At 58.3% G+C, this 20,893-nt stretch carries 22 protein-coding genes; 8 read left to right on the forward strand and 14 right to left on the reverse strand.

What is annotated here, in order from left to right; genetic code table 11:
• Positions 1–54: 54 nt before the first annotated feature.
• The 4 genes from ACH2ED_RS23170 to ACH2ED_RS23185 are packed head-to-tail and all read left to right on the forward strand — an operon-like array spanning position 55 to position 2,634.
• A complete protein-coding gene (locus tag ACH2ED_RS23170) occupies positions 55–1,020 on the forward strand; it encodes an ABC transporter permease (RefSeq protein WP_395095122.1) in 966 nt (321 codons plus the stop codon).
• Complete coding sequence (locus tag ACH2ED_RS23175; protein WP_395095123.1) at positions 1,017–1,958, forward strand: ABC transporter permease; 942 nt, start codon at positions 1,017–1,019, stop codon at positions 1,956–1,958. Before ACH2ED_RS23170 ends, ACH2ED_RS23175 begins: the two co-directional genes overlap by 4 nt.
• Before the next feature lie 20 nt (positions 1,959–1,978).
• Positions 1,979–2,191 carry a hypothetical protein gene (locus ACH2ED_RS23180; protein WP_395095124.1) on the forward strand — a complete coding sequence of 71 codons (213 nt, stop codon included), beginning with the start codon at positions 1,979–1,981 and terminating at the stop codon, positions 2,189–2,191.
• Between the two features lie 2 nt (positions 2,192–2,193).
• Entirely contained in the window at positions 2,194–2,634 is a 441-nt protein-coding gene (locus tag ACH2ED_RS23185) for a type II toxin-antitoxin system VapC family toxin (RefSeq protein ID WP_395095125.1), read from the forward strand.
• 45 nt (positions 2,635–2,679) lie between these two features.
• Here ACH2ED_RS23185 and ACH2ED_RS23190 read toward each other — a convergent pair whose 3' ends face one another.
• From ACH2ED_RS23190 to ACH2ED_RS23240, 11 genes are read right to left on the reverse strand one after another with little or no spacing between them, the layout of a single operon-like run.
• Positions 2,680–4,995 carry a hypothetical protein gene (locus tag ACH2ED_RS23190; protein WP_395095126.1) on the reverse strand — a complete coding sequence of 772 codons (2,316 nt, stop codon included), beginning with the start codon at positions 4,993–4,995 and terminating at the stop codon, positions 2,680–2,682.
• A 22-nt stretch (positions 4,996–5,017) separates the two neighbouring features.
• On the reverse strand, positions 5,018–6,298 hold the full coding sequence (locus ACH2ED_RS23195; RefSeq protein WP_395095127.1) for an AI-2E family transporter: 1,281 nt from the start codon (positions 6,296–6,298) through the stop codon (positions 5,018–5,020).
• Positions 6,299–6,306: 8 nt separating this feature from the next.
• Positions 6,307–6,609, reverse strand: coding sequence for a YtxH domain-containing protein (locus ACH2ED_RS23200; RefSeq protein ID WP_395095128.1), 303 nt, complete (start codon positions 6,607–6,609; stop codon positions 6,307–6,309).
• Positions 6,610–6,611: 2 nt separating this feature from the next.
• On the reverse strand, positions 6,612–7,709 hold the full coding sequence (gene mnmA / locus ACH2ED_RS23205; protein WP_395095129.1) for a tRNA 2-thiouridine(34) synthase MnmA: 1,098 nt from the start codon (positions 7,707–7,709) through the stop codon (positions 6,612–6,614).
• 24 nt (positions 7,710–7,733) lie between these two features.
• Positions 7,734–8,048, reverse strand: a complete 315-nt coding sequence (locus ACH2ED_RS23210; RefSeq protein WP_395095130.1) for a hypothetical protein — start codon at positions 8,046–8,048, stop codon at positions 7,734–7,736.
• A gap of 9 nt (positions 8,049–8,057) precedes the next feature.
• Positions 8,058–8,486: a hypothetical protein gene (locus ACH2ED_RS23215; RefSeq protein WP_395095131.1), complete on the reverse strand. Its 429-nt coding sequence runs from the start codon at positions 8,484–8,486 to the stop codon at positions 8,058–8,060.
• 11 nt (positions 8,487–8,497) lie between these two features.
• The gene (locus ACH2ED_RS23220; protein WP_395095143.1) at positions 8,498–9,136 is read right to left on the reverse strand and encodes a Maf family protein; all 639 of its coding nucleotides are present in this window, start codon (positions 9,134–9,136) and stop codon (positions 8,498–8,500) included.
• Positions 9,111–9,740, reverse strand: a complete 630-nt coding sequence (locus tag ACH2ED_RS23225; RefSeq protein ID WP_395095132.1) for a hypothetical protein — start codon at positions 9,738–9,740, stop codon at positions 9,111–9,113. Before ACH2ED_RS23225 ends, ACH2ED_RS23220 begins: the two co-directional genes overlap by 26 nt.
• Before the next feature lie 47 nt (positions 9,741–9,787).
• Complete coding sequence (gene hpt / locus ACH2ED_RS23230; protein WP_395095133.1) at positions 9,788–10,342, reverse strand: hypoxanthine phosphoribosyltransferase; 555 nt, start codon at positions 10,340–10,342, stop codon at positions 9,788–9,790.
• Between the two features lie 29 nt (positions 10,343–10,371).
• A complete protein-coding gene (locus tag ACH2ED_RS23235; RefSeq protein ID WP_395095134.1) occupies positions 10,372–11,625 on the reverse strand; it encodes a M16 family metallopeptidase in 1,254 nt (417 codons plus the stop codon).
• A 5-nt stretch (positions 11,626–11,630) separates the two neighbouring features.
• Positions 11,631–12,965 (reverse strand): M16 family metallopeptidase, encoded by a 1,335-nt coding sequence (locus tag ACH2ED_RS23240; RefSeq protein ID WP_395095135.1) that lies wholly within the window; start codon positions 12,963–12,965, stop codon positions 11,631–11,633.
• A 104-nt stretch (positions 12,966–13,069) separates the two neighbouring features.
• Here ACH2ED_RS23240 and rodA point away from each other — a divergent pair, with 104 nt between their 5' ends.
• A complete protein-coding gene (gene rodA / locus ACH2ED_RS23245) occupies positions 13,070–14,233 on the forward strand; it encodes a rod shape-determining protein RodA (RefSeq protein WP_395095136.1) in 1,164 nt (387 codons plus the stop codon).
• 9 nt (positions 14,234–14,242) lie between these two features.
• Here rodA and ACH2ED_RS23250 read toward each other — a convergent pair whose 3' ends face one another.
• Both ACH2ED_RS23250 and ACH2ED_RS23255 read right to left on the reverse strand, forming a co-directional pair.
• Complete coding sequence (locus ACH2ED_RS23250; protein ID WP_395095137.1) at positions 14,243–15,445, reverse strand: Ig domain-containing protein; 1,203 nt, start codon at positions 15,443–15,445, stop codon at positions 14,243–14,245.
• A 69-nt stretch (positions 15,446–15,514) separates the two neighbouring features.
• A complete protein-coding gene (locus ACH2ED_RS23255) occupies positions 15,515–16,525 on the reverse strand; it encodes a hypothetical protein (protein WP_395095138.1) in 1,011 nt (336 codons plus the stop codon).
• An 83-nt stretch (positions 16,526–16,608) separates the two neighbouring features.
• On the opposite strand from ACH2ED_RS23255, the gene argG reads away from it, so the two are divergent.
• From argG to ACH2ED_RS23270, 3 genes are all read left to right on the forward strand, one after another.
• The gene (gene argG / locus ACH2ED_RS23260; protein WP_395095139.1) at positions 16,609–17,931 is read left to right on the forward strand and encodes an argininosuccinate synthase; all 1,323 of its coding nucleotides are present in this window, start codon (positions 16,609–16,611) and stop codon (positions 17,929–17,931) included.
• 2 nt (positions 17,932–17,933) lie between these two features.
• Entirely contained in the window at positions 17,934–19,436 is a 1,503-nt protein-coding gene (locus tag ACH2ED_RS23265) for a DNA methyltransferase (RefSeq protein WP_395095140.1), read from the forward strand.
• A gap of 163 nt (positions 19,437–19,599) precedes the next feature.
• Entirely contained in the window at positions 19,600–20,214 is a 615-nt protein-coding gene (locus ACH2ED_RS23270) for a hypothetical protein (protein WP_395095141.1), read from the forward strand.
• 1 nt (position 20,215) lies between these two features.
• Here ACH2ED_RS23270 and ACH2ED_RS23275 read toward each other — a convergent pair.
• The coding region (locus ACH2ED_RS23275; protein ID WP_395095142.1) for a Uma2 family endonuclease at positions 20,216–20,893 on the reverse strand (678 nt) is incomplete at its 5' end.

Here is a 20,893-nt window from a genome sequence, read left to right on the forward strand (position 1 = left end):
TGAACGGTAGTCGTTTGAATAGGTTCCCGATTAGTTTTGGTACAATGCAAACCAATGCCCCGTCGTGAACTCCCTATCGCCGTCGCCCTGGTACTCCTGATCCTTGCTGTCAGCGTGGCTCAGCCGCGCTTTCTCTCCGAGTCCTCGATTCAGTCCGTGTTGCTCTGGCTGCCGCTGATCGCGGTCTGTGCGATGGGGCAGATGCTGGTGATCCTGACGCGGGGCATTGATGTCTCGGTGGGCTCGACCCTAGCACTAGCGGGAATGCTCACCGCGATGCTGCTGCGCGACCATAAAGAGCTGAATGTCTTTCTGGCTGCCACCATCGGGGCGGCAATCGGCGGTGGGCTGGGCACGGTCAATGGAGTGCTCATTGCCTACGCCCGTGTTCCGGCTATTGTCGCGACTCTGGCCACTATGGGCATCTACCGTGGGCTGGCCTTTGTGGTCAGTGGCGGCATTCAAGTCAACGACTATGAGATTCCCAAGGCTCTCGCGGCCTGGACCACAACCGGGCTTTTCAATAACAAGCTCCCCTGGGTCGTCTTAGTGGCCGTCCTAGTTGCCTTTCTCACCCATGCCTTTCTCACCCGCACCCGAACCGGCAGGAACCTCTACGCCATTGGGGGCAACCCGGACGCAGCGGCGCTCCGTGGCGTCCCCGTGCGCCCCGTGATTCTGCTTTCTTATGTCCTGTGTGGCGTGGGCGCGGGCCTAGCGGGTGTGCTCTACGCGAGTCGTTTTGGCAATGTGAACCCCGCGAGTATCGGCTCCGGCTTCGAGCTTCTGGTCATCGCCGCCGCCGTGATCGGCGGCACGAGTATCTTCGGCGGCGTCGGCAGCGCCACCGGCGCGTTTCTGGGCTGCGTTTTGCTGGGCGTGATCAATGTCGCCCTCGCCGTCCTGCAGATCGCCGACACCTGGCAGACCGCCGTCTACGGCCTCGTCATCCTTTCTGCGGTCCTCTTCGACGATGCCACGGCGCGGCGGCTCAGGCTCAGCGCCACGGGGGAAGAGTGAAAAAGCTCCGCGAGTTTATCCCTGAGCTGGTCGCCATTGGCCTGCTGATTGTCGCGTTTATTGTCAGTGCGGCCCGTGAGCCGCGCTTTCTGGACGTGGCGTATCTCTTCGACCGCTCGACACTCTACACCGAGACGGCGCTGCTCGCGATTGCGCTCACTTTGGTGATTGTCGCCGGTCACATTGACCTGTCCTGCACCGCAATTCTGGCGCTGGTCGGAGCACTCGTCACGACGCTGCACAGCAAAGGCCTGTCCTTCGGGTTCTGTGCCGCGCTCGCGCCCGTGCTGGGTGGGCTCTTGGGGGCGATCAACGGCTGGCTTATCGCCAAGCGCCGCTTGCCCTCGCTGGTGGTCACTCTCGGCACGATGGCGCTCTTCCGGGGCTGTGCGCAGATCCTGCTGGGCGACCACTCGCTCCCCGTTCCTGAGAGCTTCCAGCACTTTGAGAAACTGGCGATTCCGCACACTTACTTCCATGCACCGCTTTTTCTAGTCCTTGCCTTCGCCGTAGCAGCGGGTCTTCTGCTTCATAAAACCGTCTTTGGGCGCTATGTGGGGGCGGTTGGCACCAACACCGAAGCCGCACGCTACTCCGGCGTCCCCGTGCCCGATGTCTTGATGAGGCTCTTTATTCTTTCCGGGGCCGTCGCCGGAGTCGCCGCACTTACCCTGCTCTCGCGCCTGGGCGTCGCCCGCTTCGACCACGCCCGTGGACTAGAGCTCGATGCCATCACCGCCGTGGTCTTAGGCGGCACCAGTATCTTCGGGGGGCGCGGCACGATCTTCGGCTCTATCGCAGCACTGCTTTTGATTGGCGTCGTCCAGACCGGCATGGGTGTCGCCGGAGTCAAGGCCGAGATTCAAGTCACCGTCATCGGCATCTTGCTCCTCGTCGCCGTTCTCCTCGCGAACCTGACGGCACGTAAAAAGCGATAAAATGCAAGAGAGGGAGTTTTATGCCACAGACATTAGAAGAGCGCGTCGCCTTGATCGAAGAGGAACTCAAACAGCTTCGCCAGCTTACTCAGTCATCCCCTACTCCTAAACATAAAGGCTGGCGATCTCTCCTGGGAACATCTGATGACGATCCTGCCTTCGATGAGATCATCCGCCTGGGAAGAGAATATCGAAACGGCCAGATTCCCAACTACGAAGAAACACAGTCTTAGCAATGTACTTGCTGGATACCAATCACCTCAGCCAGCTACAGCGCCGTGGCCTCGCACAAGAGTATCTGAGTGCTCGGTTGGAGCAAGTGCCAACCGAGCAAGTCGGAACTTCCATTGTCTGCTTAGAGGAAGAATTTCGAGGCTGGATGGCGTACCTGGCATCGCTGCGTTCCGTGGAGGCACACGTTCAAGCCTATCAACGTCTCCAAAATCTTCTCAGCAATTTTGCTTCACTGAGCGTTTTACCCTTCGATCGGGCAGCCCTGGATGTTTTTCAAGAACTCTGGTTACGGCGAATACGAGTCAGCACAATGGACCTAAAAATTGCGGCGATTGCTCTCGCAACAGATGCGACTCTACTGACACAAAACACGGCTGATTTCTCCCGGATTGCCGAACATGCCCCCAAGCTACGATTTGAGGACTGGACAGTCACACCGTGAACCGCACCTAGCTCTGATGGAGTGTGACGTTTTGGTCTCACCACGCTAGAAGAAGCCGCCGAGACCGGTGTCGAGCGGTGTGCCGTAGCGACCTCCCGTGCTGGTCTGCGGCGAGGGGAAGGCTTTGAGGCGGAACGAGAGGTTGATGCCCTTCTCTGTACGAAAGCCAAAGGGCTGGTCCACGTAGCTGAGCGTGATCTCGTAGTCGTGGAACTCGCGGGTGAGCGCAAGGGAGTTGGAGTCGAAGCGGTGGGTGATGTTATTGTAGTTGCTATTGCCGATCAGCCGCGTGTCATTGTCCAGAAACTGGGTGCCCAGGATAGAGCGAACTTCCCGGAGCTTTTTAACGGTGGGATCGTAGCGGGCGCTGGTGTCCAGGATAAACTTATTGCCGCGCTGGAAGTGCCCGTAGTGGTCCAGCACGGTGAGCTTGCCGCTGTTAATATCGTAGGTCGTGCTCAAGCGGCTGAGGTGACTGTCCGAGGGGCGAAACTCACTATTCAGGCTTAGCTGGTTCCAGGGCGAGCGTCGCAGGCCAAGAATCGGCTCCTGGCGAGCCTGCAAAATATCGTAGCCCGTGCTGAGCCGGACACTGGCATGGCCGCCGGTTTTCTGGGCATTGAGGCTTAAACCATTGAGGGTCGAGGCGAAGTCGTTGCGGAAGCCGGGCGGTGTCCCGCCGTAGGGCCGCGAGTAGTTGTAGGCGAGTGAGAGTGCCCCGGCACTGCCGAGCGGCTGGCTCAGGTTGGTGGCCTGACTCACCACATACTGCGCCGCGTAGCCGCCATCGTAGATCGTCTGCCGGAACCCGCCCCCCGCATCCAGGCGCAACCCACCCTTTCCCAGCCGCGTGCTCTTGCGATTGAGATCTGTCTGAAACAGAAAGCGCTTGGTGTGAAGCTGGCCGGTGGTGCCCGACGACGAGATGCTCTCTAGAAAGTCGCCGTAGCCCAGAGTCAGGCCGGAGAAGTAGTTACTCAGTGGCCCCTTGAGCTGGTTGGTAGTCAGGGTTAGCTCGGGGAGCTTTTCGCTACCGCCAAAGAACGAGCCCCCGCTGCTGGTTCCCGATGTCGAGTTACGCAGGTTGCGATTCGCCACCAGCTCCGCCCGAAACGGCCCCAGTGTTGTCGAGGCACGCAGGTCCGCATTTTCCTGGATACGCCCCGTGCGTGTAGTCCCCGATGCATTCAGGTTATCCGTGCCATTGAAGCGGAAGCTCAGCGTGCCGTTTTTAGGGAGCGGGAGCTGCTGGGTGAGGCCATACGTGCTGGTGCGATAGACCGAGCCGCCAGAGTCCGAGCTATTTTGCCCCAGCGTGACTCCGGTGCTCGCCTTCCCGATCATGCGATTGAGGGTGAGATTGGTGTTCTGGGTGCGGGAGTTCTGGGTGGCGGCGAAGTAGGAGTTGCTCTGAAAGTCCGAGCTCAGCCGGGCATCAATCTCCCTGAAACGCTGCTCGTGCTGCACCTGGCCATTGAGGTTACGGGCATTGCGGCTCTTGTCATTGAGCGTGTAGAGATTCACGCGGCCCGCGGCGGCGTCCCCAAAGCGATAGGCCTGGTCGGTGCCCAGCCCGATACCTTTTTTCTGCATCCAGTCCACGCGCAGTAGGCCGGGCAGGGTCTTGGAAAGCGAGTAGCCGATCACGGCTTTAATAAAATAGCCTTCTTCTTGCGTCTTCCCCACATTGGGCAGGTAGCTGTAGTGGACATCTTCCATGATCGGAATGGTCAGGTGCTTGAGCCGCGCAATCACCGTGTTGTAACGGTAGAGGGTCACATCGCGCAGGGTGATGCGCTTCTTGGGAATCAGCTCGGCATAGCCAAACCCAATCTTCGCGTGGGGGTTGAGCAGATCACAAGTCGTCAAAAAGCCATCGGTGGCCTTGAGAATATCGCCGTCGCGGCGCATGCTCTTGCCCCAGAGCAGCAGCGGCTGAAGCAATCGGTTTCCCATGCGCGACGGAGCCAGAACCGTGTGCGCCTCTGTCGCCTCGAACTCACGGGTCTTGCGGTTGAAGCCGATACGCTCCGCAAAGAACGTCTCCTGCCCCGTCTCCATTTTCACATTCGACTCGAAGGTAATGTAGTCACGCTTCTCGTCGTAGGCCGCCCGATCCGATGTCACCACGTAGCCGTCGTACTCTAGGCGGACAGTATCCGTCAGGACGGCACCCTCGTTGGTCAGCTCCAAGGGACCTTTGGATGTGGGGAAGATATCTTTACTGCGGGGCTGGCCGCTCTCGCCGGGCGGCGGGCCAGCGGGAGCCTCGCGGGGCGCCAGCAAGCTCCCTCGTGGAGGTTGCTGTGCGGGGTGGGTGCGGGGTGGCTGACGGGGCGGCTGGTAGAGAAAAAACGGCATACCTGCTCAGACCGCCCGCAGGCTACTGCCCTTCACTTGAGACCGGGGCTTCCGAAGGAGTCTCGCCCGTGTCTTCGACGGCCGCCTGCGTCGTCTCGGGAGTCGGCTGAGCAAGCTTAGGGAAGAGCCGGAAGAGCACCACTTGAATGCTGCCCGCCGCGGGATAAGCCAGCAGCATTCCCCAGAGACCAAAGAGGGAAGCTCCCACCAGCAACGCGAACATTGCCACAATCGGGTGTACACCGACACCGCTGCCGACAATACGAGGGGTAATGACATTATCAAACGTAAAATTAAGCATCGCCAGCAACACCACACTGGCAATGACGGCGGGAGAGCCTGCCCCTGTCACCAGCGCTACGATCACCGAGGTCGCTGCCGCGCCTAAAAAGCCCACATAGGGAACGATATAGAGGGCGCCACTCACAATGCCAATCAGCAGAATGTAGCCTAGCATCTGAGGCGCTAAGATAAGACACAATAGAGCAAAAAGCAAGGTGGCGGTGGTCATGTAGGCCAAGCTCACCTGCATCATCCCCCGCAGATAGTTGCTAAAAACTTCCCCCACATCGCTAGCGACTCCCACAAAGTGCGTCCGCAGTTTCGTGGGGAGTAAGAAGATCAGCCTCCGCCGTAGTCGCCCAAGATCCATCAACAAGAAGAAAGTCAGAAGGGGGATCAGAATCACATTGAGCAACCCGGAAAATGATCCCACGACGGCACTGAGGAGCTTAGGGCCGACTTGCTTTGCCGCCATGGTCATCTGTCCTGAGTACTGCTGTACCAGGCTGTCAATGGAGCGGGGAAGCCGAACAGGGCCAAGCTTCTGATGACTTCTGAGCCACGTATTGACACTCTGCTGTGCTACATCAAAGCCACTCTGGAGCGCGGGAGCCGGACTCGGCGAGGGGCTAGGAAGCGCATTGCTAGGAGGGGGCGAGGCACTCGGTGCAGGAGGGGGCGGCGTGCCAGGATCCGTTGGGGTAAACCACTCCACCAGCTTGCCAATCTGCTCAATCAAGCTAGGAACTACCAGAACAACGAGGGCGGTGAAGCTGAGTAGAAAGAGTACAAAGACCAACGCCACCGCGGGGGCGCGCTTGCCTTTCGTGAAGCGAACTTGTTTCTGGAACTTATTCACCAGAGGATCACAAAGAAGCGCGATCACCAGGGCGGCAACAAAAGGCGTACTGACAGCGGTGGCGGCGAGCAGGAACCGATAGCCCAGAAAGAGTCCCAGAGCTGCAAGAGCAACCCCCAAGGCTCCGAAGAGTCCGCTCAGAAACGCCTCACGTCGTGCCATAGAAAGTATCAGGCGTCCAGCTGCGCCATGAGCTCCTCGCGCTTCTCTGAGTAGGCGACTTTACCTGCCTCCACAGAGTGCGCCAGGTTCTCTTTTGTCTGTGCGGCCAGCTCTTTGCTGCGGGTCACCAGATCGCTGGTGGCCTCTTGCAGCCGATCCATGGCCTCCTCAGTCTTGTCCTTGAGGTCTTCCCGCAGCTCCACACCGGGTTTGGGGGCAAAGAGCAGGCCCAGGATTCCTCCTACAGCCAGCCCGATCACCACACCGGTCGCGATATTGGTAAAGACGTGTCCGTCGTTCTCTTCTTGCATAACTATTGAATCGTTCCTCCGCCCAGCACCTGATCGGTCTGCGCACCCACTCCGTAGAACACGGCAGCCTGTCCGGGCGCGACAGCACGGAGCGGCTCGTCGAACTCCACGCGCACGGTTTCGTCGGCCTGGCGGATCAGCCGGGCCGGGCGCGAGGGCATATTGTAGCGTATCTTCACTTCGCAAAGCACGGACTCACCCACCAGCGGCGGTGCAAGCGCGACCCAGTTCAGATCCTCGACCGAGCACCCCTCGGCCAGTAGCTCCTCGTCCGTGCCGACCACCACCGTGTTGGTCTGCGCCTCGACCCGCAAAACATAGAGCGGGAGGGGGGAGCCAACATTGATGCGCTTGCGCTGGCCGACGGTAAAAAACGCGGATCCGTCGTGATTTCCCAGCGTTTTGCCGTCGGTATCCACAAATTTTCCGGTCTGCACGAGCTCGGGGGCTTCGCGGGCGAGGAACTCGGTGTACTTGCCGCCCTGCACAAAGCAGATCTCCTGCGAGTCCGGCTTGTTAGCGACCAGGAGGCCGTACTGCCGCGCCAGTGCGCGGGTCTCCGCTTTGCTGGCCAGCTCACCTAGAGGCATGGTCATGTGCGCAAGCTGGTGCTGCTTGGTAGCATAGAGCGCGTAGGTCTGGTCTTTGGAGCTCTCTGCCGCGCGTGCCAGCCCCCAGCGCTTGGTCTGTGTATCCTGGAAGACCTTGGCATAGTGCCCTGTGGCAAGCTTACTCGCCCCCAGTGCGAGTGTTTTTTCCAGAAGCGCGTCGAACTTGATGTAGCGATTACAGTTGACACACGGGTTGGGGGTGCGCCCGCGCCGGTAGTCCTCGATAAAGGGCTTGATGACGGCATCGGCGAAGGGCTGCTTGTAGTTCAGAACGTAGTGCGGAATGCCGATGCGCGCCGCCACCCGACGGGCATCTTCCACAGCACCGAGCGAGCAGCAACCTGCCCCCTTGGTTTCCGTGGTGCTCTCCTGCCATATTTGCAGCGTGATACCAATAACCTCATAGCCCTGCTCCACGAGCAAGGCTGCTGCCACGGACGAGTCCACCCCACCACTCATCGCCACGACTACTTTTTCACGAGCACTCACAGGTCTTAGTATATCGCGTCGCGCTCAGCGTTTCTTTTTCGTGAGGCTCAGCGGCTTGAGAGTCTTACTAGACTGGTCGTGCTCGCGGAGAAACTTCTCCACGAACTTAGGCCCACGGTCATCAACGAGTTTTTCCAGCACCAGCCGCGCTTTAGCAGCGTCCACGCTAATCTGGTTCGCTTCGGCCTGATCGGCAACGGCTTTTTCCAGAAAAGCGACAGATATCTTGGTCTGAGTGGCGAGCCACTGCTGCCAGAGCTTCTCGATGCGCTCGGGGGTTCCGTAGAGCTGGGCAAAGCGCTCCCAGACACTAACGAGAGGGGTATCGGTATCCGTCATGAGAGTATTCTATCGGATGCGCTCCTGCTGGGCTGCTGTCCCTATCAGAAGATAGATCAGCGTAGCAAGGAGTAGAAGAGCAAGAAAGCCACCCGAGATTCGCAGCAAATTCTGTTGTCGCTCGCGTCGGTCACGCTCGGGATCAGGCCACCCCGCAGCCTTGTAGGCACTGGCATAGGTATAGAGGGCGCTGTCCGCCGCCTGGCTCAGGGTATCGTAGGAGTTGGCAGCGATCTCGATGCGCACGCGCCCCTCCCGCCCTGGCTTCCAGGAGATCTGAACCGAGGCGGGTTCACCATCCACTTTGATGATGCCAGCAATTAGCGCGGCAGGCAAGTCGTGCTGTTCCACCTTTCCGATACGGCGAAAAGCGCGCAGCGCACGCTCTCCTACACGCTCCACGGTTCCATCTACAGAAAGTTCTAAGTACCGACTCATAGGTTTGCTATCTACTTGGACGCAGGAATCGAGCCAGGGTTTCGCCAGAGTGGGATTTCCGCCCGAGAAAATAGCTCCGCCACACTCCAGAGAGGCAGGCCGATCACGTTGGAGGGGTCGCCCTCAATGTGTGTCACAAACGGCATCGCTCCGCCCTGAATACCGTAGCCGCCCGCCTTGTCTAGCGGCTCACCGGTTGCAACATAGGCAGCAATCGCCTCCTCGGGCAGTGCTGCCATCGTCACGCGCGTCTCGACCACAAGAAGCTCCTGGGCGATGATCTCGCCCGGTGCCGCAACCGTCAGCAGAGCGACACCGGAGAAGACACTGTGTGTCTTTCCCGAGAGAGAGCGGAGCATCTGAGTCGCCTCAGCGCTATCGGCTGGTTTGCCCAGAATGATTCCCTCAGGCGCCACCACATCAGTGTCCACCCCAAGAATCCAGCCCGCCTGTCGCTGTGCGACCTCCTGCGCCTTGCAGAGTGCCGCCTGCTGCACATAAACCCGTCCGTCGGTGAGATGCCCCAAGGAGCTCTCATCAAACTGACTGACGAGAACCGTAAACTCGACCCCAAGCAACCCTAAAAGCTGACGTCGGCGCGGGGACGCCGACGCCAGATAGAGCTTAGGCAGCAGGAGTCTCTCCCTCAGGCTTTTTCTTTGTCCGCCGTGCGGCGGGCTTCTTAGGAGCGGGAGTCGGCGCTACTTCTGCCTTCGCCGCCGCTTCCACTACGACATCCGCTTTAGAGTTGGCCTGTGCGGGCGGCTCGTCATCCAGCTCCAGCATGGAGAAAGGCGACGGCTTTTCCACAGGCGCTGCTGCCTCGGCCACGGGATCGGTGCTGACTTGCTGCTCCAGCTCACGCACCCGGTTCTCCAGAGCCTCGATATCATCGAAAGCATTGGGGTCGCTCGGGGGAGTATCGCCAGAATGCTTTGCTTTGTTAAAGGCATCGGTGATACTAAAGCCCTTGAGACTCTCGGTGAGCTTCTCACGAACGGGGCGGCCCTTCTCTTCCATCTCGGTAAAAAACCCGGGCGCATCCTGCCGTATCTGACGCACCGAGTCATCGAGCTGGCGTGCCGCCTTATCAAGGGCATCTACCGCCGCTTTACCTAAGCCTAGCGTGATATCAGTGACGCGCTCCGCCGTCAGCGGGGGCACCGTCTTTTGCGTCTCAGAAGCGGCTTCCGCCTGTGCTTCAGCTTCCACAGTTGTCGTCTCCTCAGGAGTGGGGGTAGATTCGTCGTTCATAATGTTTTAGGACAGTCCAAATAGAGTTTCGGTTGCGTCTTTAGAAATTAGAGCGGTCCCGCATAGACATCACGCTTGAGCACCCCAATGTAGGGCAGGTTGCGGTAGCGCTGGTTCCAGTCGAGCCCGTAGCCAATCACAAAGGCATCCGGAATGGTGAAGCCCACATAGTCGGCCTCCACAGATGCGCCACGCTTAGCGGGCTTGTCAAGAAATGTGATGATCTTCACCGACGCCGGAGCGCGCTGTCGCAGGTTGCGTAGCACATAGCTCAGGGTGTGTCCGGTGTCAATAATATCTTCGACAATAACAACATGACGTCCCTCGATGGAGTCATCGAGATCCATCGTGAGGCGCACTTCACCGGTGGAGGCAATCCCGCTATAAGACGAGACTCCCATCAGGTCCATGGTGAGCGGCAAGTCAATGGCACGCATTAGGTCGGCAAGAAACGGCAGTGAACCCTTGAGAATCGTCACCAAGTGCAGGTCGCGACCGGCATAGTCCTGGGTGAGCTGCGCTCCCAGCTCGCGAACCCGCTGCTGGATCTGCGCCTCACTGTAGAGCACCTCTTGAATATCATCGTGCATCGGATGGGGCATGAGACTATTGTACCGTGACAAAAGCACATTCAGCCTTCGGTGCGCGTTCGGACGATCACAGGATTGCCACTCAGTAGAGTTCGAGCCACACGCTCCACCTCACTGCGTTTCACCGCCTCGATACGCCGGACAAACTCCAGCTCAAAGGCAGCTCCTAGTCCACTGCTCTCCGCCCAGACGAGAGTGCGGGCGCGGGTGAGGACAAGCTGACGCTGCTGGTTTCGTTGTGCCAGGAGAAGTGCCTTCGCGCGGGCAATCTCGATCTCCAGGATTGGCTTCTGGGCTGCCTCAGCGAGGGTATTGAGGAGTGCCTGCTTCATTAGAGCAGGATCCTGATTTCCCAGCAGATACGCACTCCAAAGAGTGGCATCACGCGCGGGGAGAAGCTGCGAGCGCACCTCGTAGGCCAGTGCCTGATCATCGCGTAAGCGAAAGAGGCGGCACGCTTTCCCCAGCCCCAGAACCGCATCCAGAACGAGCAGTGCGGCCCAGTCTGTGCGCGCGGTCGGCTGACTCAGACCCGGAAAGAGGTAACCAACGGCCAGTGCGGAGACCCCTCTTAGCGACGGGACAAAACGATCACGCAGGCCTGGCGGGATTGGCTCCGTGGTCGGGAGCAGCTCTTTCGTGCTAATAGAGCGCTGGCTCCAGTCGCCAATATTCAGGCTCGTCTCTACCCAGCGCCGCGCCACATCGGCCTCGAACTTACCCACCACCGCAATGGTTGTGCGCTCCGGTGTGCAGTAGCGCCCGTAGAACGCCTGGACATCGGCGACGCTCACACGGCGGAGGCTCTCGCTATCTCCTTGTACGGCCAGCTCCGTTCCCAGTGCCCGTGCCTGAAGCGCCCGTAGGAGCCGAGGAACAAGATCTTCGCTCCAGAGTGTCACGGCACGAAGCTGATCCATCCGCGCCTGCTCAAGTGCTCCCTCGGTAAAACGTGGCTGTGCCAGAGTATTGAGCAGCAAGGCCTGTGACGACTGCACCAGCGCCGCCTCCGTCGGAGGGCAGACACTCCAGAGAGCGAGCTGATTGCCATCGTACTGGGTTCCGAGCACCCCGAACCCCTCCACATCGCGCTGGAGTAGCTCCGGAGTGCGCCCCTGTGAGTCGCCCCCTAGCATACGCGCCAAGAGAGCGGCGATACCTGCCTGGCGTCTCTGCTCCACTCCACCGATCCGCACACTGGCAACAATGGCGGTGGCAGGCGCACTGGAATCAGGGACGATCACCAAGGTAGTGCCGCTGGGCAGCCGGAGGGGCTCAATAGTGTCCTGTCGCATCCGTGCTATCCTCCCCCATCAGGAATCGTGAGCGGCTGCGGCCCCAGGATCGCTACGGTGCGTAGGTTGGGGTGAAGAACCGTTCGGAGCAGGGCCTGCAGGGCCTCTCCCCGAACCAGGGGGAGCTGTTTCTCCAGCTCCGCCTCCAGCCCTGGTGCATCCAGAGCATCATGAACCGTCAGCCGATGCGCAAGTCCATCAACACTCGCACTCTCCGTCACCACCCGCCCTCGGACAGCCCGCCGCCCTGCCTCTAGCTCCTCGGCGCTAAAACCATCTTCGAAGATGCGGCGCAGCTCATCCAGCAACGCCATCTCCAACCGCCGGGCATCTTTGGGCAGCCCCGTGACTGCAATCGTGAAGAGGCCCCCACAGCGCTGGGGAGTCAGCTCAGCACGCACCCGAAGCGCCACCCCTTGCTTACGCACCAGTGCCACTCCCAGCCGTCCTTCATCGCCCCGTGCCAGAGTCTCCGCCAGCACCGCCAGCGCCGCCGACGAACTGACATCAGCGGCGGGAGGAACACTCCAGGCACACACCAAAGTAGTCACTCCTCGCATCGCGGCATCGCTCTCCTCAGCGGCACGACGCCCCAGCCCATCGCGTGTGGGTTGCACCAGAAGCACCTGTCGCAGAGGGCGCACGACGGGCGCTGCCTTCGGCCCGGCAAAGAGCCGTGTGGCAACGGCCTCAACTTCCGCCGCCACAACAGGGCCCACCAGACACAGAGTCATCCGCGCGGGGCGATAGCAGGCAATGTGCACAGCAGCCAGATCCTCGGCAGTCAGCCGACTGACAATGGGCCACTCGCCAAAGAGAGGGGCTGCGTAGGGCTCCCCCGGAAGATAAAGAACTTTTGTTGCCGCAGCGATCCCTGTACGGAGCGGATCCACACGCTCCAGTGCCATCTCGGCCTGCACGACTTTCCTCTCCGCCTCAATATCAGCAGACCGAAAGGCAGGGCGCAAAGTGAGCTCCGCCAGTGCTGTCAGCAGTGCCTGCCAGTTCTCGAAAGCTACCGTCGCCTCAAAGAAAGTGGCATCCCGGAGCGTCCGTGCCGCCACCTCGCCTCCGAGGTTCTCGGCCTCAAGATCCACGGCGCCCGGTAGCTTTCCCTCGGAGCCCTTAAAAACAAGATGCTCAATAAAGTGCAGCGTCCCACTGCGGGAGCGCTCTTCATCTCCACTGCCCACACGCACAGCGAGGCTAACCCCAACCAGTGCAGCCTCGGGGCGCTCAACCACGATCAGACGCAAGCCAGAAGGCAGCACACGCCGCAGAGGCGTGCCCGGCAAAACTACGGTTTTTTCAGCCTTCGCTTTGTCCTGTGCGGTAGCCACAAATGGCGGTATAATTGTATAAGCGCCAATGGCTGTGAGAAAGTGACGACGATTCACTCGTATTGATTCACCACAGTCGCGGCGAACTCCTGCCTGAGCCTGCCATGATTGAAGTCCTCCGAAGCCTGATTGAGCCCCGTCACCGTAAAAATATAGACTGGGTCGTGGTTTTCTGCGTGCTTCTCGTGATGTGTGCCAGTATCGCGACTATCTACTCAGCATCGGCGGGACATGCTAGAGATCTGGCTCAGGCAAACTCTGTTGGTCTCAAACAAGCCCTCCGTCAAGGCATCTTCAATTTACTGGGGCTGGGGATTCTTGCCTATGTTGCCACCCGCGACTATGTAGGAATGCAGCGTCATGCCAGCATCCTGTACTGGGGCAATATTGCACTGCTTTTGCTGGTGAAGATATTCGGGAAGGAGAAGAAGGGAGCCGCCCGCTGGATTGATATCGGCTCGTTCCAGTTCCAGCCCTCGGAGCTAACTAAGATTGTCATCATCTTGACGCTGGCAACTTTTCTGGTACGGGTGGGACCACGCATCAAAGAGTTCCCCGTCTTTTGCCAGTCGCTCCTGCATATCGCGCCCGCGATGCTTCTGATTAAAATGCAGCCCGACCTGGGAACAGCCCTGGTAGTCGGGGCGATCTGGCTGGGGATGGTGTTTCTGGCGGGAGCCGACTGGAAGCACTTGACAGCGATCTCGCTGGCAGGAGTTGCTTTGTTTAGTTTTGCCTGGAAGACCGGCAAGGGGCTAGAGGACTACCAACGCAACCGTATTGTCGTACTGTTCATGTCGCGGGAGAACATGACCCGTGAGCAGCGCGATATGGCCTACCAGGCGGATCAAGGCGTGGCGGCAATTGGGGGCGGTCAGGTAACAGGACAGGGCTACCGACAGGGCCTACAGACCAGTGGCGGCTTTGTGCCAGAAAACTGGACGGACTTCGCCTTCTCCGCCTTTGCCGAAGAGACGGGCTTTGTGGGCAGTGTGGCGCTCCTGGCGGTCTACCTATTGCTGTTGGCGCGGGGCCTCATCTGTATTGCGGAGAGTGAAGACACGTTCGGGCGGCTTATTGTTGGGGGGGTGATTACCTATATCGGCTTCCATGTTATCGTCAATGTGGCGATGAACTGTGCCTTTGCTCCGGTTGTGGGAGTGCCCTTGCCCCTCTTCAGCTACGGCGGCTCAGCGGCGTGGACCAACTGCGCCGCCATCGGCTTGCTGCTCTCCGTTCGTATGCGCCGCCGTAAGCTTCAGTTCTAAGGACGATATTTAGATCCCGCCACTCACAGTCACACTGGCACTGCCTGACTTACCCGTTGCGGTGTGAGTGAAAGTAATGAGCACGGGACTGCTCGTGATCGCCAGCCCCTTGATCTTCCCACTTGCATCCACCGAGACCTGTGTCGGTTGACTAGACGACCAGGTACCTGCCTCTAGGGGTAGAATCGTGCCGGAGCCGTCTTTCAGGATCGCCTGGAGGGTCGTCTCCTGATTGAACGCCAGCGAGGCGCTCGTCGGGTTGAGCGTGACACTGTTCACCGTGGCCGCACTGACCGTGACGCTCGCGGTTCCCACCTTACCACTCGCCGTGTGCGTGAAGGTAATCGTGGTCGAACCCACTTTGAGCGCGGTGAGCTTCCCAACACTATCCACGCTTGCCACAGTTGCATCACTGGAAGACCAGGTGCCGGGGCCAGAGGGGAGCGCCCCATTGGACGCATCCCGCATGGTCGCCGTGAGGGTCTTGGTCTGAGCCACTGTCATTGGGTTGGTGGTCGGGGTGACATCCACATGATCCACGGTACCCGCGACCGTACTGCTCACAATCACCAGCGACGTGCCGGACTTACCCGACTCCGTGTCCGTGAATGTGATATTGGTTGAGCCCTCTTTAATCGCCGTGACTTTCCCCGTGCTGTCCACACTCGCCACGCTCGCATCGCTAGATGTCCAGCGGGTCTTGGCGAGGGTGAGCGGCACGAGGTTACCGGCGGCGTCTTTGGCGACACCAGTGAGGGCTTGCGCGGAGCCCGGACGAACGCTCGCGCTCGCGGGGGTGACCTCGACTCGATCCACACTGCTAGCCAGTGCGATCTGAAGGTTGGTCTGATTGCCGCTGGAGACCGTCACTTTCACGTTGGTCTGCGCTAGGGCTACTCCCTGAGCATCTGCTGCAGGAAAAGCACGCGCCTCGACATTGAGATCCCCTGGCTTGAGGCCAAAGAAGACCAGAGTGCTAAAGCCGCCGCCTGCCGGTTTATTGGCCACACGAAACGTCTGAAAGCCCCCTGCATCCTGCACCTGAACCCGGACGCTCTGGGTGGCATCGGGAAGAAGCCGGGAGACATCAGGCCACTGGATACGCATCTGCAAGCCCGTCTCCGGAGCCACCGACGATCCTCCACAGCCACTCAGGCTCAGGGAGGCCACACCACAAGAAAGCATCAAAAATGCCGCTACCGTCACTCTCATACTCTGGCTATTCGGCGCGGAACCTGGTAATTCCTGCCTCTTGTCCCCCGTGACGGAAAAATCCGGTCTCTAGCCCGAAACGACCCGATAAAGCACTTCTTCGTGCCGAATCCAAATAGCCCCATCTTCCATCGTCAGCAGCATATTATCGGAGTAGCCCAGCCGTAGGGCATGACCATCCCTATTTGTAGTAGAAAAATGGGATTTTTTGTTGCCAAAGACGATTTCATGCTGCAATATGGAGCGCTCTTTATAATTCGGATAAACGAGTTGTGTGCCATCGGGTAGGCGTTCCACTTCACGAATGCTTGTACTCCCATCAGAAATAGTGGGGTTGTTAGGATCAACAAAAGTGGGATTCATACTGACAGAGATCCGCTTGAACTTTTTTTTCAAGCTGTCCAGCAGCGCGTCCTCATCCATCATCGGTACCCAAGCGGAGCGCCTCTTCACTGTATCTTGTACGAAAACGAAATACTCTCCACTGGCAACCCAGTAGAGCAACTTACCGTTCGATTTTTTGTAGATTGCGTCAAATTTTTTCAGGTAATCGGCTTGATGCTCGTCGCGCGTCATGACTGTTTCTTTCCAGGAGACATAGTACGAGTCATGGACAGGTATTTTCTCCTGAATGACCAACTGTGTCGTATCTAACACTAGAAACCAATCCCCCACTCGGATCATCAACCGCCCTTCCAGCAACCCAAAAGAGCCACCGCCCATCCAATCTGTGCGAAACATGTCGAGGTGCTTTTTTATTTTTCCCTTGGCATCTAGGCAGTACAGACGAAAATCTCTGTACTCGGGTGGGCCAGGCCGAGGCTCACCCCCTTCTTGCAGCTTGCCATCCTCGGAGTCTCTGACACTGAGCACATAGACATTTTTTTTGTCGGGCGCTATAAAAAAATGGAGAAGTCTAAAGTCATGATCCAAGATCACGGGCTCTATTTTCACTTCAGGGTTGTCCGTTCGGGGAAACCGTGGCCATGGTTCCGTTTTGCCGTCGGCTTTCGTTTCTTTTTTTCGATTACACCCCAAAAGAAGGGATAAGAAAGACATCATAAGTAGTTTATTTTTCATGGCAGGTTAGGATCTTTCATCCGTTTGAACGTCCCGTTTTCCGTAGACCTCTTTATACCTCTACGATACAATACCACTACACTATGGATAAGATTCTCCTCTCTCTTCCCAAAGGCGAGCGCGTCGGTATTGCGTTCTCCGGCGGTCTTGATACGTCGGCGGCGATTGCCTGGATGCGGCACCACGGGGCGATCCCCTACACCTACACGGCGCACCTCGCCCAGCCCGATGAAAAAGACTACAACGATATTACGCGGCGTGCTATCGAGTACGGTGCCGAGGCGGCACGCTTAATTGACTGCCGCGAGCTGCTGGTGACCGAAGGGCTTATCGCGCTCCAGTGCGGGGCATTTCATATCTCCACGGGTGGCAAGACCTACTTCAACACCACGCCACTGGGCCGCGCCGTCACCGGGACAATGCTGGTGAAGGCGATGCAGGAAGACGGCGTGAATATCTGGGGCGACGGCTCCACCTACAAAGGCAATGATATCGAGCGCTTCTATCGCTACGGTCTGATGGCAAACCCGGCGCTGCGCATCTACAAGCCCTGGCTAGACCAGGACTTCGTGACGGAGCTGGGCGGTCGGCAGGGAATGAGCGAGTGGCTCGTGGCGCACGGCTTTGACTACAAGATGAGTGCGGAGAAAGCCTACTCCACGGACTCCAATATCTGGGGCGCGACCCATGAGGCCAAGGAGCTGGAGTTTCTCAGCAAGGGCCTGCGCATTGTCGAGCCGATCATGTGCTTGAAGCACTGGGACCCGAGCGTGGAGATTCTGCCCGAGGAAGTGAGTGTGCGCTTTGAGGAGGGCTTCCCTGTCGCGCTCAATGGCCAGAGCTTTGAGAATCAAATCGAGCTGGTTATGGAAGCAAATCGCATCGGGGGGCGGCACGGGCTTGGGATCTCGGATCAGATCGAGAATAGGATCATCGAGGCCAAGAGCCGGGGAATCTACGAAGCCCCCGCGATGGCGCTGCTCTTTATCGCCTACGAGCGGCTGCTCTCGGGCATCCATAACGAGGGAACGATTGACAACTACCGCACCCTGGGCCGCAAACTAGGCCGTCTACTCTATGAAGGCCGCTGGTTCGATCCGCAGAGCCTGATGCTGCGCGATACGCTGCAAAAATGGGTAGGCCGCGCCGTCACAGGCGAGGTCACGCTGGAGCTGCGGCGCGGCGATGACTACTCGATCTTAGATACGTCCGGGCCACACCTTACCTACCACCCCGAACGCCTTTCTATGGAGAGAGTCGAGGACGAGGCCTTCTCGCCGCTGGACCGCATCGGGCAGCTCCAGATGCGCAACTTAGACATTCTGGACTCCCGCGAGAAGCTCGCCGTCTACCAGAAAGCAGGCATCCTGCCGCCCGGTGGCGGCATCGGGGGCTTGCTGGAGTAGAGATGAACACGCTGTTTTACGGAGACAATCTCGATATTTTGCAGAAGCATATTGCGGATGCCTCGGTGGACTTAATCTATCTTGATCCGCCGTTTAACTCAAACAGAAACTACAATGCTCTTTTTAAAGAGCAGAGTGGTAATGAATCCCCTGCACAAATCAAGGCATTTGGCGATACCTGGAACTGGGCAGGGGCAGCGGAGTCTTGGTCAAATTTTGCGGCAATTTGTCCCGTTCCCAAGGTAATTGAGTTAATGCAAGGCTTCCATGACGCAATTGGTGAGAATGATGTGTTGGCCTATCTCGTGATGATGGCTCCACGTCTGTATCACTTGCACCGAGTTTTGAAGCCCACTGGCAGTTTGTACCTGCATGTTGACCCAACTGCCGGGCACTACTTAAAGCTTATCCTGGATGGAATATTTGGAATTAAGAATTTCCGAAACGAAATAATTTGGCATTATCGCAAATGGTCGGTTGCACAAGAACAGTTTGTAAGGAATCACGATGTAATCTATTTTTATAGTAAAAGCAATAATAAAGAAAGAGTTTTTAATACTCTCTACATGGATAGAGCTGAGTCAACTAAAAAACGTTTCGGAAATCAAAAGATAAAATCTGGACATGATGAAGAGGGTAATAGATTGCCATCGGTCACTGAAGACGAAGAATCTTTAGGAGTTGCGATGGATGATGTTTGGGACATACCACGTGTCCCTCCCATAAAACAGCTTTATCCAACTCAGAAACCTGAGGCACTACTTGAAAGAATTGTGCAAGCAAGTAGCAAGGAAGGCGATCTGGTTCTTGATCCTTTTTGTGGCTGCGGAACAACGGTTATGGCCGCACAAAAGCTAAAGCGCCATTGGATCGGAATTGATATTACTCCCATTGCAACAGCACTAATTCAAAAACGTCTTGCGGATGCTTTCGGAGCTAAACCTGATTGGTTGAAGTCCACCGAAGATCCCGCAGCAACACCAACCTTTAAGGTAGAAGGACTGCCCACCGATGTGGCGGGGGCGCGGATGATGTACGCCGATCCCACTGACCCGACACACAAGAAGTTCGAGATGTGGGCTGTGGGGCTGGTGCCCGCCATTCCTCAGGAGAAGAAAGGAGCCGACGGTGGCATTGACGGGGTGGCGTACTTCTACGACGGCGGCAAGACTCCCGCAAAGGCGATTATCCAGGTGAAAGGCGGCAAGGTGGGCGCACCCGCTGTCCAGCAGCTTCGCGGCGCGATGGAAAAAGAGAAGGCCACCCTCGGGTTCTTTCTTTCGCTGGAAGAGCCCACGAAGAACATGGAGGCCGAGGCCCTCGCCGCCGGATACTACAGCCCTCCGCTCTACGGAGGCAAGCGCAAAGTCCGAGCACTGCAAATCCGCACGATTGGGCAACTGCTGACCGGCGATGGCTTCGACTTCCCGATTACCGGAGCCAATGTCACGTTTAAACAAGCCGAGCGGGTGCAAGAGGACAAACAGCAAGGGCTGGATTTGTAGAGGGTGACGTTGCTTTGAGCAAGGCAAAGTAAGAAATCAAAAAGGCAAGATAGTATCTCATCGAGGCTGGTGATTAGTTGCTCTAGGCTAGGTGAGAATTTGGCAAGGCTGAATTGAAGACTCTCTAGGCTGAGTAACTCTAACTCTCGGAAGGATAAAAACAATGCTAGTCTTAGAATACGATGAGCTTTACGCGCGTTTGCTTGCCACTCGCTCGGTACAGGAGCGGATTGCTTCGGAGTGGACGTGGGAAGAGAAGACGGTGGCGCAGTGGGACACGCTCAAGACGGGTCTTGAAGGCGTGAAGGCGGCGCTTGATGGGGCGGAAGCGGCGGAAGCCTTGAGTGTGGGGGCACTAGAGAAGGCGAGCATGACCCTACACGACGCGACCAAACAGGCACTCGGGCTGGCGAAAGTGCGCTTTCGCAAGACGCCCGAGACTCTAAAAGCGTTCACCGGGCTTCAGGCCAGCAAGAGCAGCCTTGCCGCCATCAAGCGCAGCGGCGATGACTTCGCCGCCGCCTGGCAGAAGGCCGACAGTGCGGGCAGCTACGCCGGGGTGAGCCTTGCCAGCTATAACGCAACTCGCAGCGCACTGACAAGCGCCGAAAGTGCCCGGAGCGCGGCAAAGGCCGCCACCAAACAGGCCAAGCAGCGCTTCCGTACCCAAAAAGAAGCCGTCTACCAAGACCTCATCGCCTGGTACGCCGCCGCCACACGGGTCTTCCCCGACTCCACCGAGACCGGGGCGCTGGTGCGAACACAGATACCAACGTAGCCTACGGCAAGAGCGTACTCACCAGCACCGTGCCCTGCGGCGCGGCGAGCGGTGCGACGGTGTCGTGGGGGAAGTGGATCGTCGTCTGGGTGTAGGTGCCATTCTGGGGAGCGCGGTGGATATGAAGCTGCCTGCCGCTGACGTCCAGCACCCAGTACTCCTCTATACTTGCCCGTGCATAAAGGCGTGCCTTCGCCCCCAGATCAAAGGCCAGCGTGCTATCCGAGACCTCGATCAGCAGCGCAATCTGCGAAGGGGTCGGGTTATCGGTGAGCTGACCTAGGGGAACCCGAAGCACCGTCACATCGGGCTGCGGCTCGCTGGTTGGGTTGTCCTCAGGCGAGACATCAATCTCTGCCTGGTTCTGGATATAGTCGCGCCCAAATACTTCTAGTGCCCAGGCCAGCGTAAAGGTCACCGCAGTGCGATGTGGTAGTTTCTGTCCCATCTTATCCAGAATGTCTCCCTCGATCAGCTCATAGCGATGCGTGAGAACACCTGCCGCTTCCAGAGCGGCACAACGCGTGCGTGTCCAGAGAATCCGGTGGGGAGTGTTGGGGCGCTCCCGCGTCAGAGTTTCCATTAAACGACCGAGGGGACTGTCTGCTTTAGCTGACAGGGGAATCGGCAACCGCACGGCACAGGTGCGCTGCGCACCATGCCGCATAGAAAAACGTTG

The organism is Armatimonas sp., from assembly GCF_043757465.1.
GTDB lineage: Bacteria > Armatimonadota > Armatimonadia > Armatimonadales > Armatimonadaceae > Armatimonas.

Excerpts from the sequence above, each read along its gene's own strand:
- ACH2ED_RS23170 (WP_395095122.1), top strand. The coding sequence starts at position 55 with ATGCCCCGTCGTGAACTCCCTATCGCCGTCGCCCTGGTACTCCTGATC.
- ACH2ED_RS23180 (WP_395095124.1), top strand. The coding sequence starts at position 1,979 with ATGCCACAGACATTAGAAGAGCGCGTCGCCTTGATCGAAGAGGAACTC.
- ACH2ED_RS23185 (WP_395095125.1), top strand. The coding sequence starts at position 2,194 with ATGTACTTGCTGGATACCAATCACCTCAGCCAGCTACAGCGCCGTGGC.
- ACH2ED_RS23190 (WP_395095126.1), bottom strand. The coding sequence starts at position 4,995 with ATGCCGTTTTTTCTCTACCAGCCGCCCCGTCAGCCACCCCGCACCCAC.
- ACH2ED_RS23195 (WP_395095127.1), bottom strand. The coding sequence starts at position 6,298 with ATGGCACGACGTGAGGCGTTTCTGAGCGGACTCTTCGGAGCCTTGGGG.
- ACH2ED_RS23200 (WP_395095128.1), bottom strand. The coding sequence starts at position 6,609 with ATGCAAGAAGAGAACGACGGACACGTCTTTACCAATATCGCGACCGGT.
- ACH2ED_RS23210 (WP_395095130.1), bottom strand. The coding sequence starts at position 8,048 with ATGACGGATACCGATACCCCTCTCGTTAGTGTCTGGGAGCGCTTTGCC.
- ACH2ED_RS23215 (WP_395095131.1), bottom strand. The coding sequence starts at position 8,486 with ATGAGTCGGTACTTAGAACTTTCTGTAGATGGAACCGTGGAGCGTGTA.
- ACH2ED_RS23225 (WP_395095132.1), bottom strand. The coding sequence starts at position 9,740 with ATGAACGACGAATCTACCCCCACTCCTGAGGAGACGACAACTGTGGAA.
- hpt (WP_395095133.1), bottom strand. The coding sequence starts at position 10,342 with ATGCCCCATCCGATGCACGATGATATTCAAGAGGTGCTCTACAGTGAG.
- ACH2ED_RS23235 (WP_395095134.1), bottom strand. The coding sequence starts at position 11,625 with ATGCGACAGGACACTATTGAGCCCCTCCGGCTGCCCAGCGGCACTACC.
- rodA (WP_395095136.1), top strand. The coding sequence starts at position 13,070 with ATGATTGAAGTCCTCCGAAGCCTGATTGAGCCCCGTCACCGTAAAAAT.
- ACH2ED_RS23250 (WP_395095137.1), bottom strand. The coding sequence starts at position 15,445 with ATGAGAGTGACGGTAGCGGCATTTTTGATGCTTTCTTGTGGTGTGGCC.
- ACH2ED_RS23255 (WP_395095138.1), bottom strand. The coding sequence starts at position 16,525 with ATGAAAAATAAACTACTTATGATGTCTTTCTTATCCCTTCTTTTGGGG.
- argG (WP_395095139.1), top strand. The coding sequence starts at position 16,609 with ATGGATAAGATTCTCCTCTCTCTTCCCAAAGGCGAGCGCGTCGGTATT.
- ACH2ED_RS23265 (WP_395095140.1), top strand. The coding sequence starts at position 17,934 with ATGAACACGCTGTTTTACGGAGACAATCTCGATATTTTGCAGAAGCAT.
- ACH2ED_RS23270 (WP_395095141.1), top strand. The coding sequence starts at position 19,600 with ATGCTAGTCTTAGAATACGATGAGCTTTACGCGCGTTTGCTTGCCACT.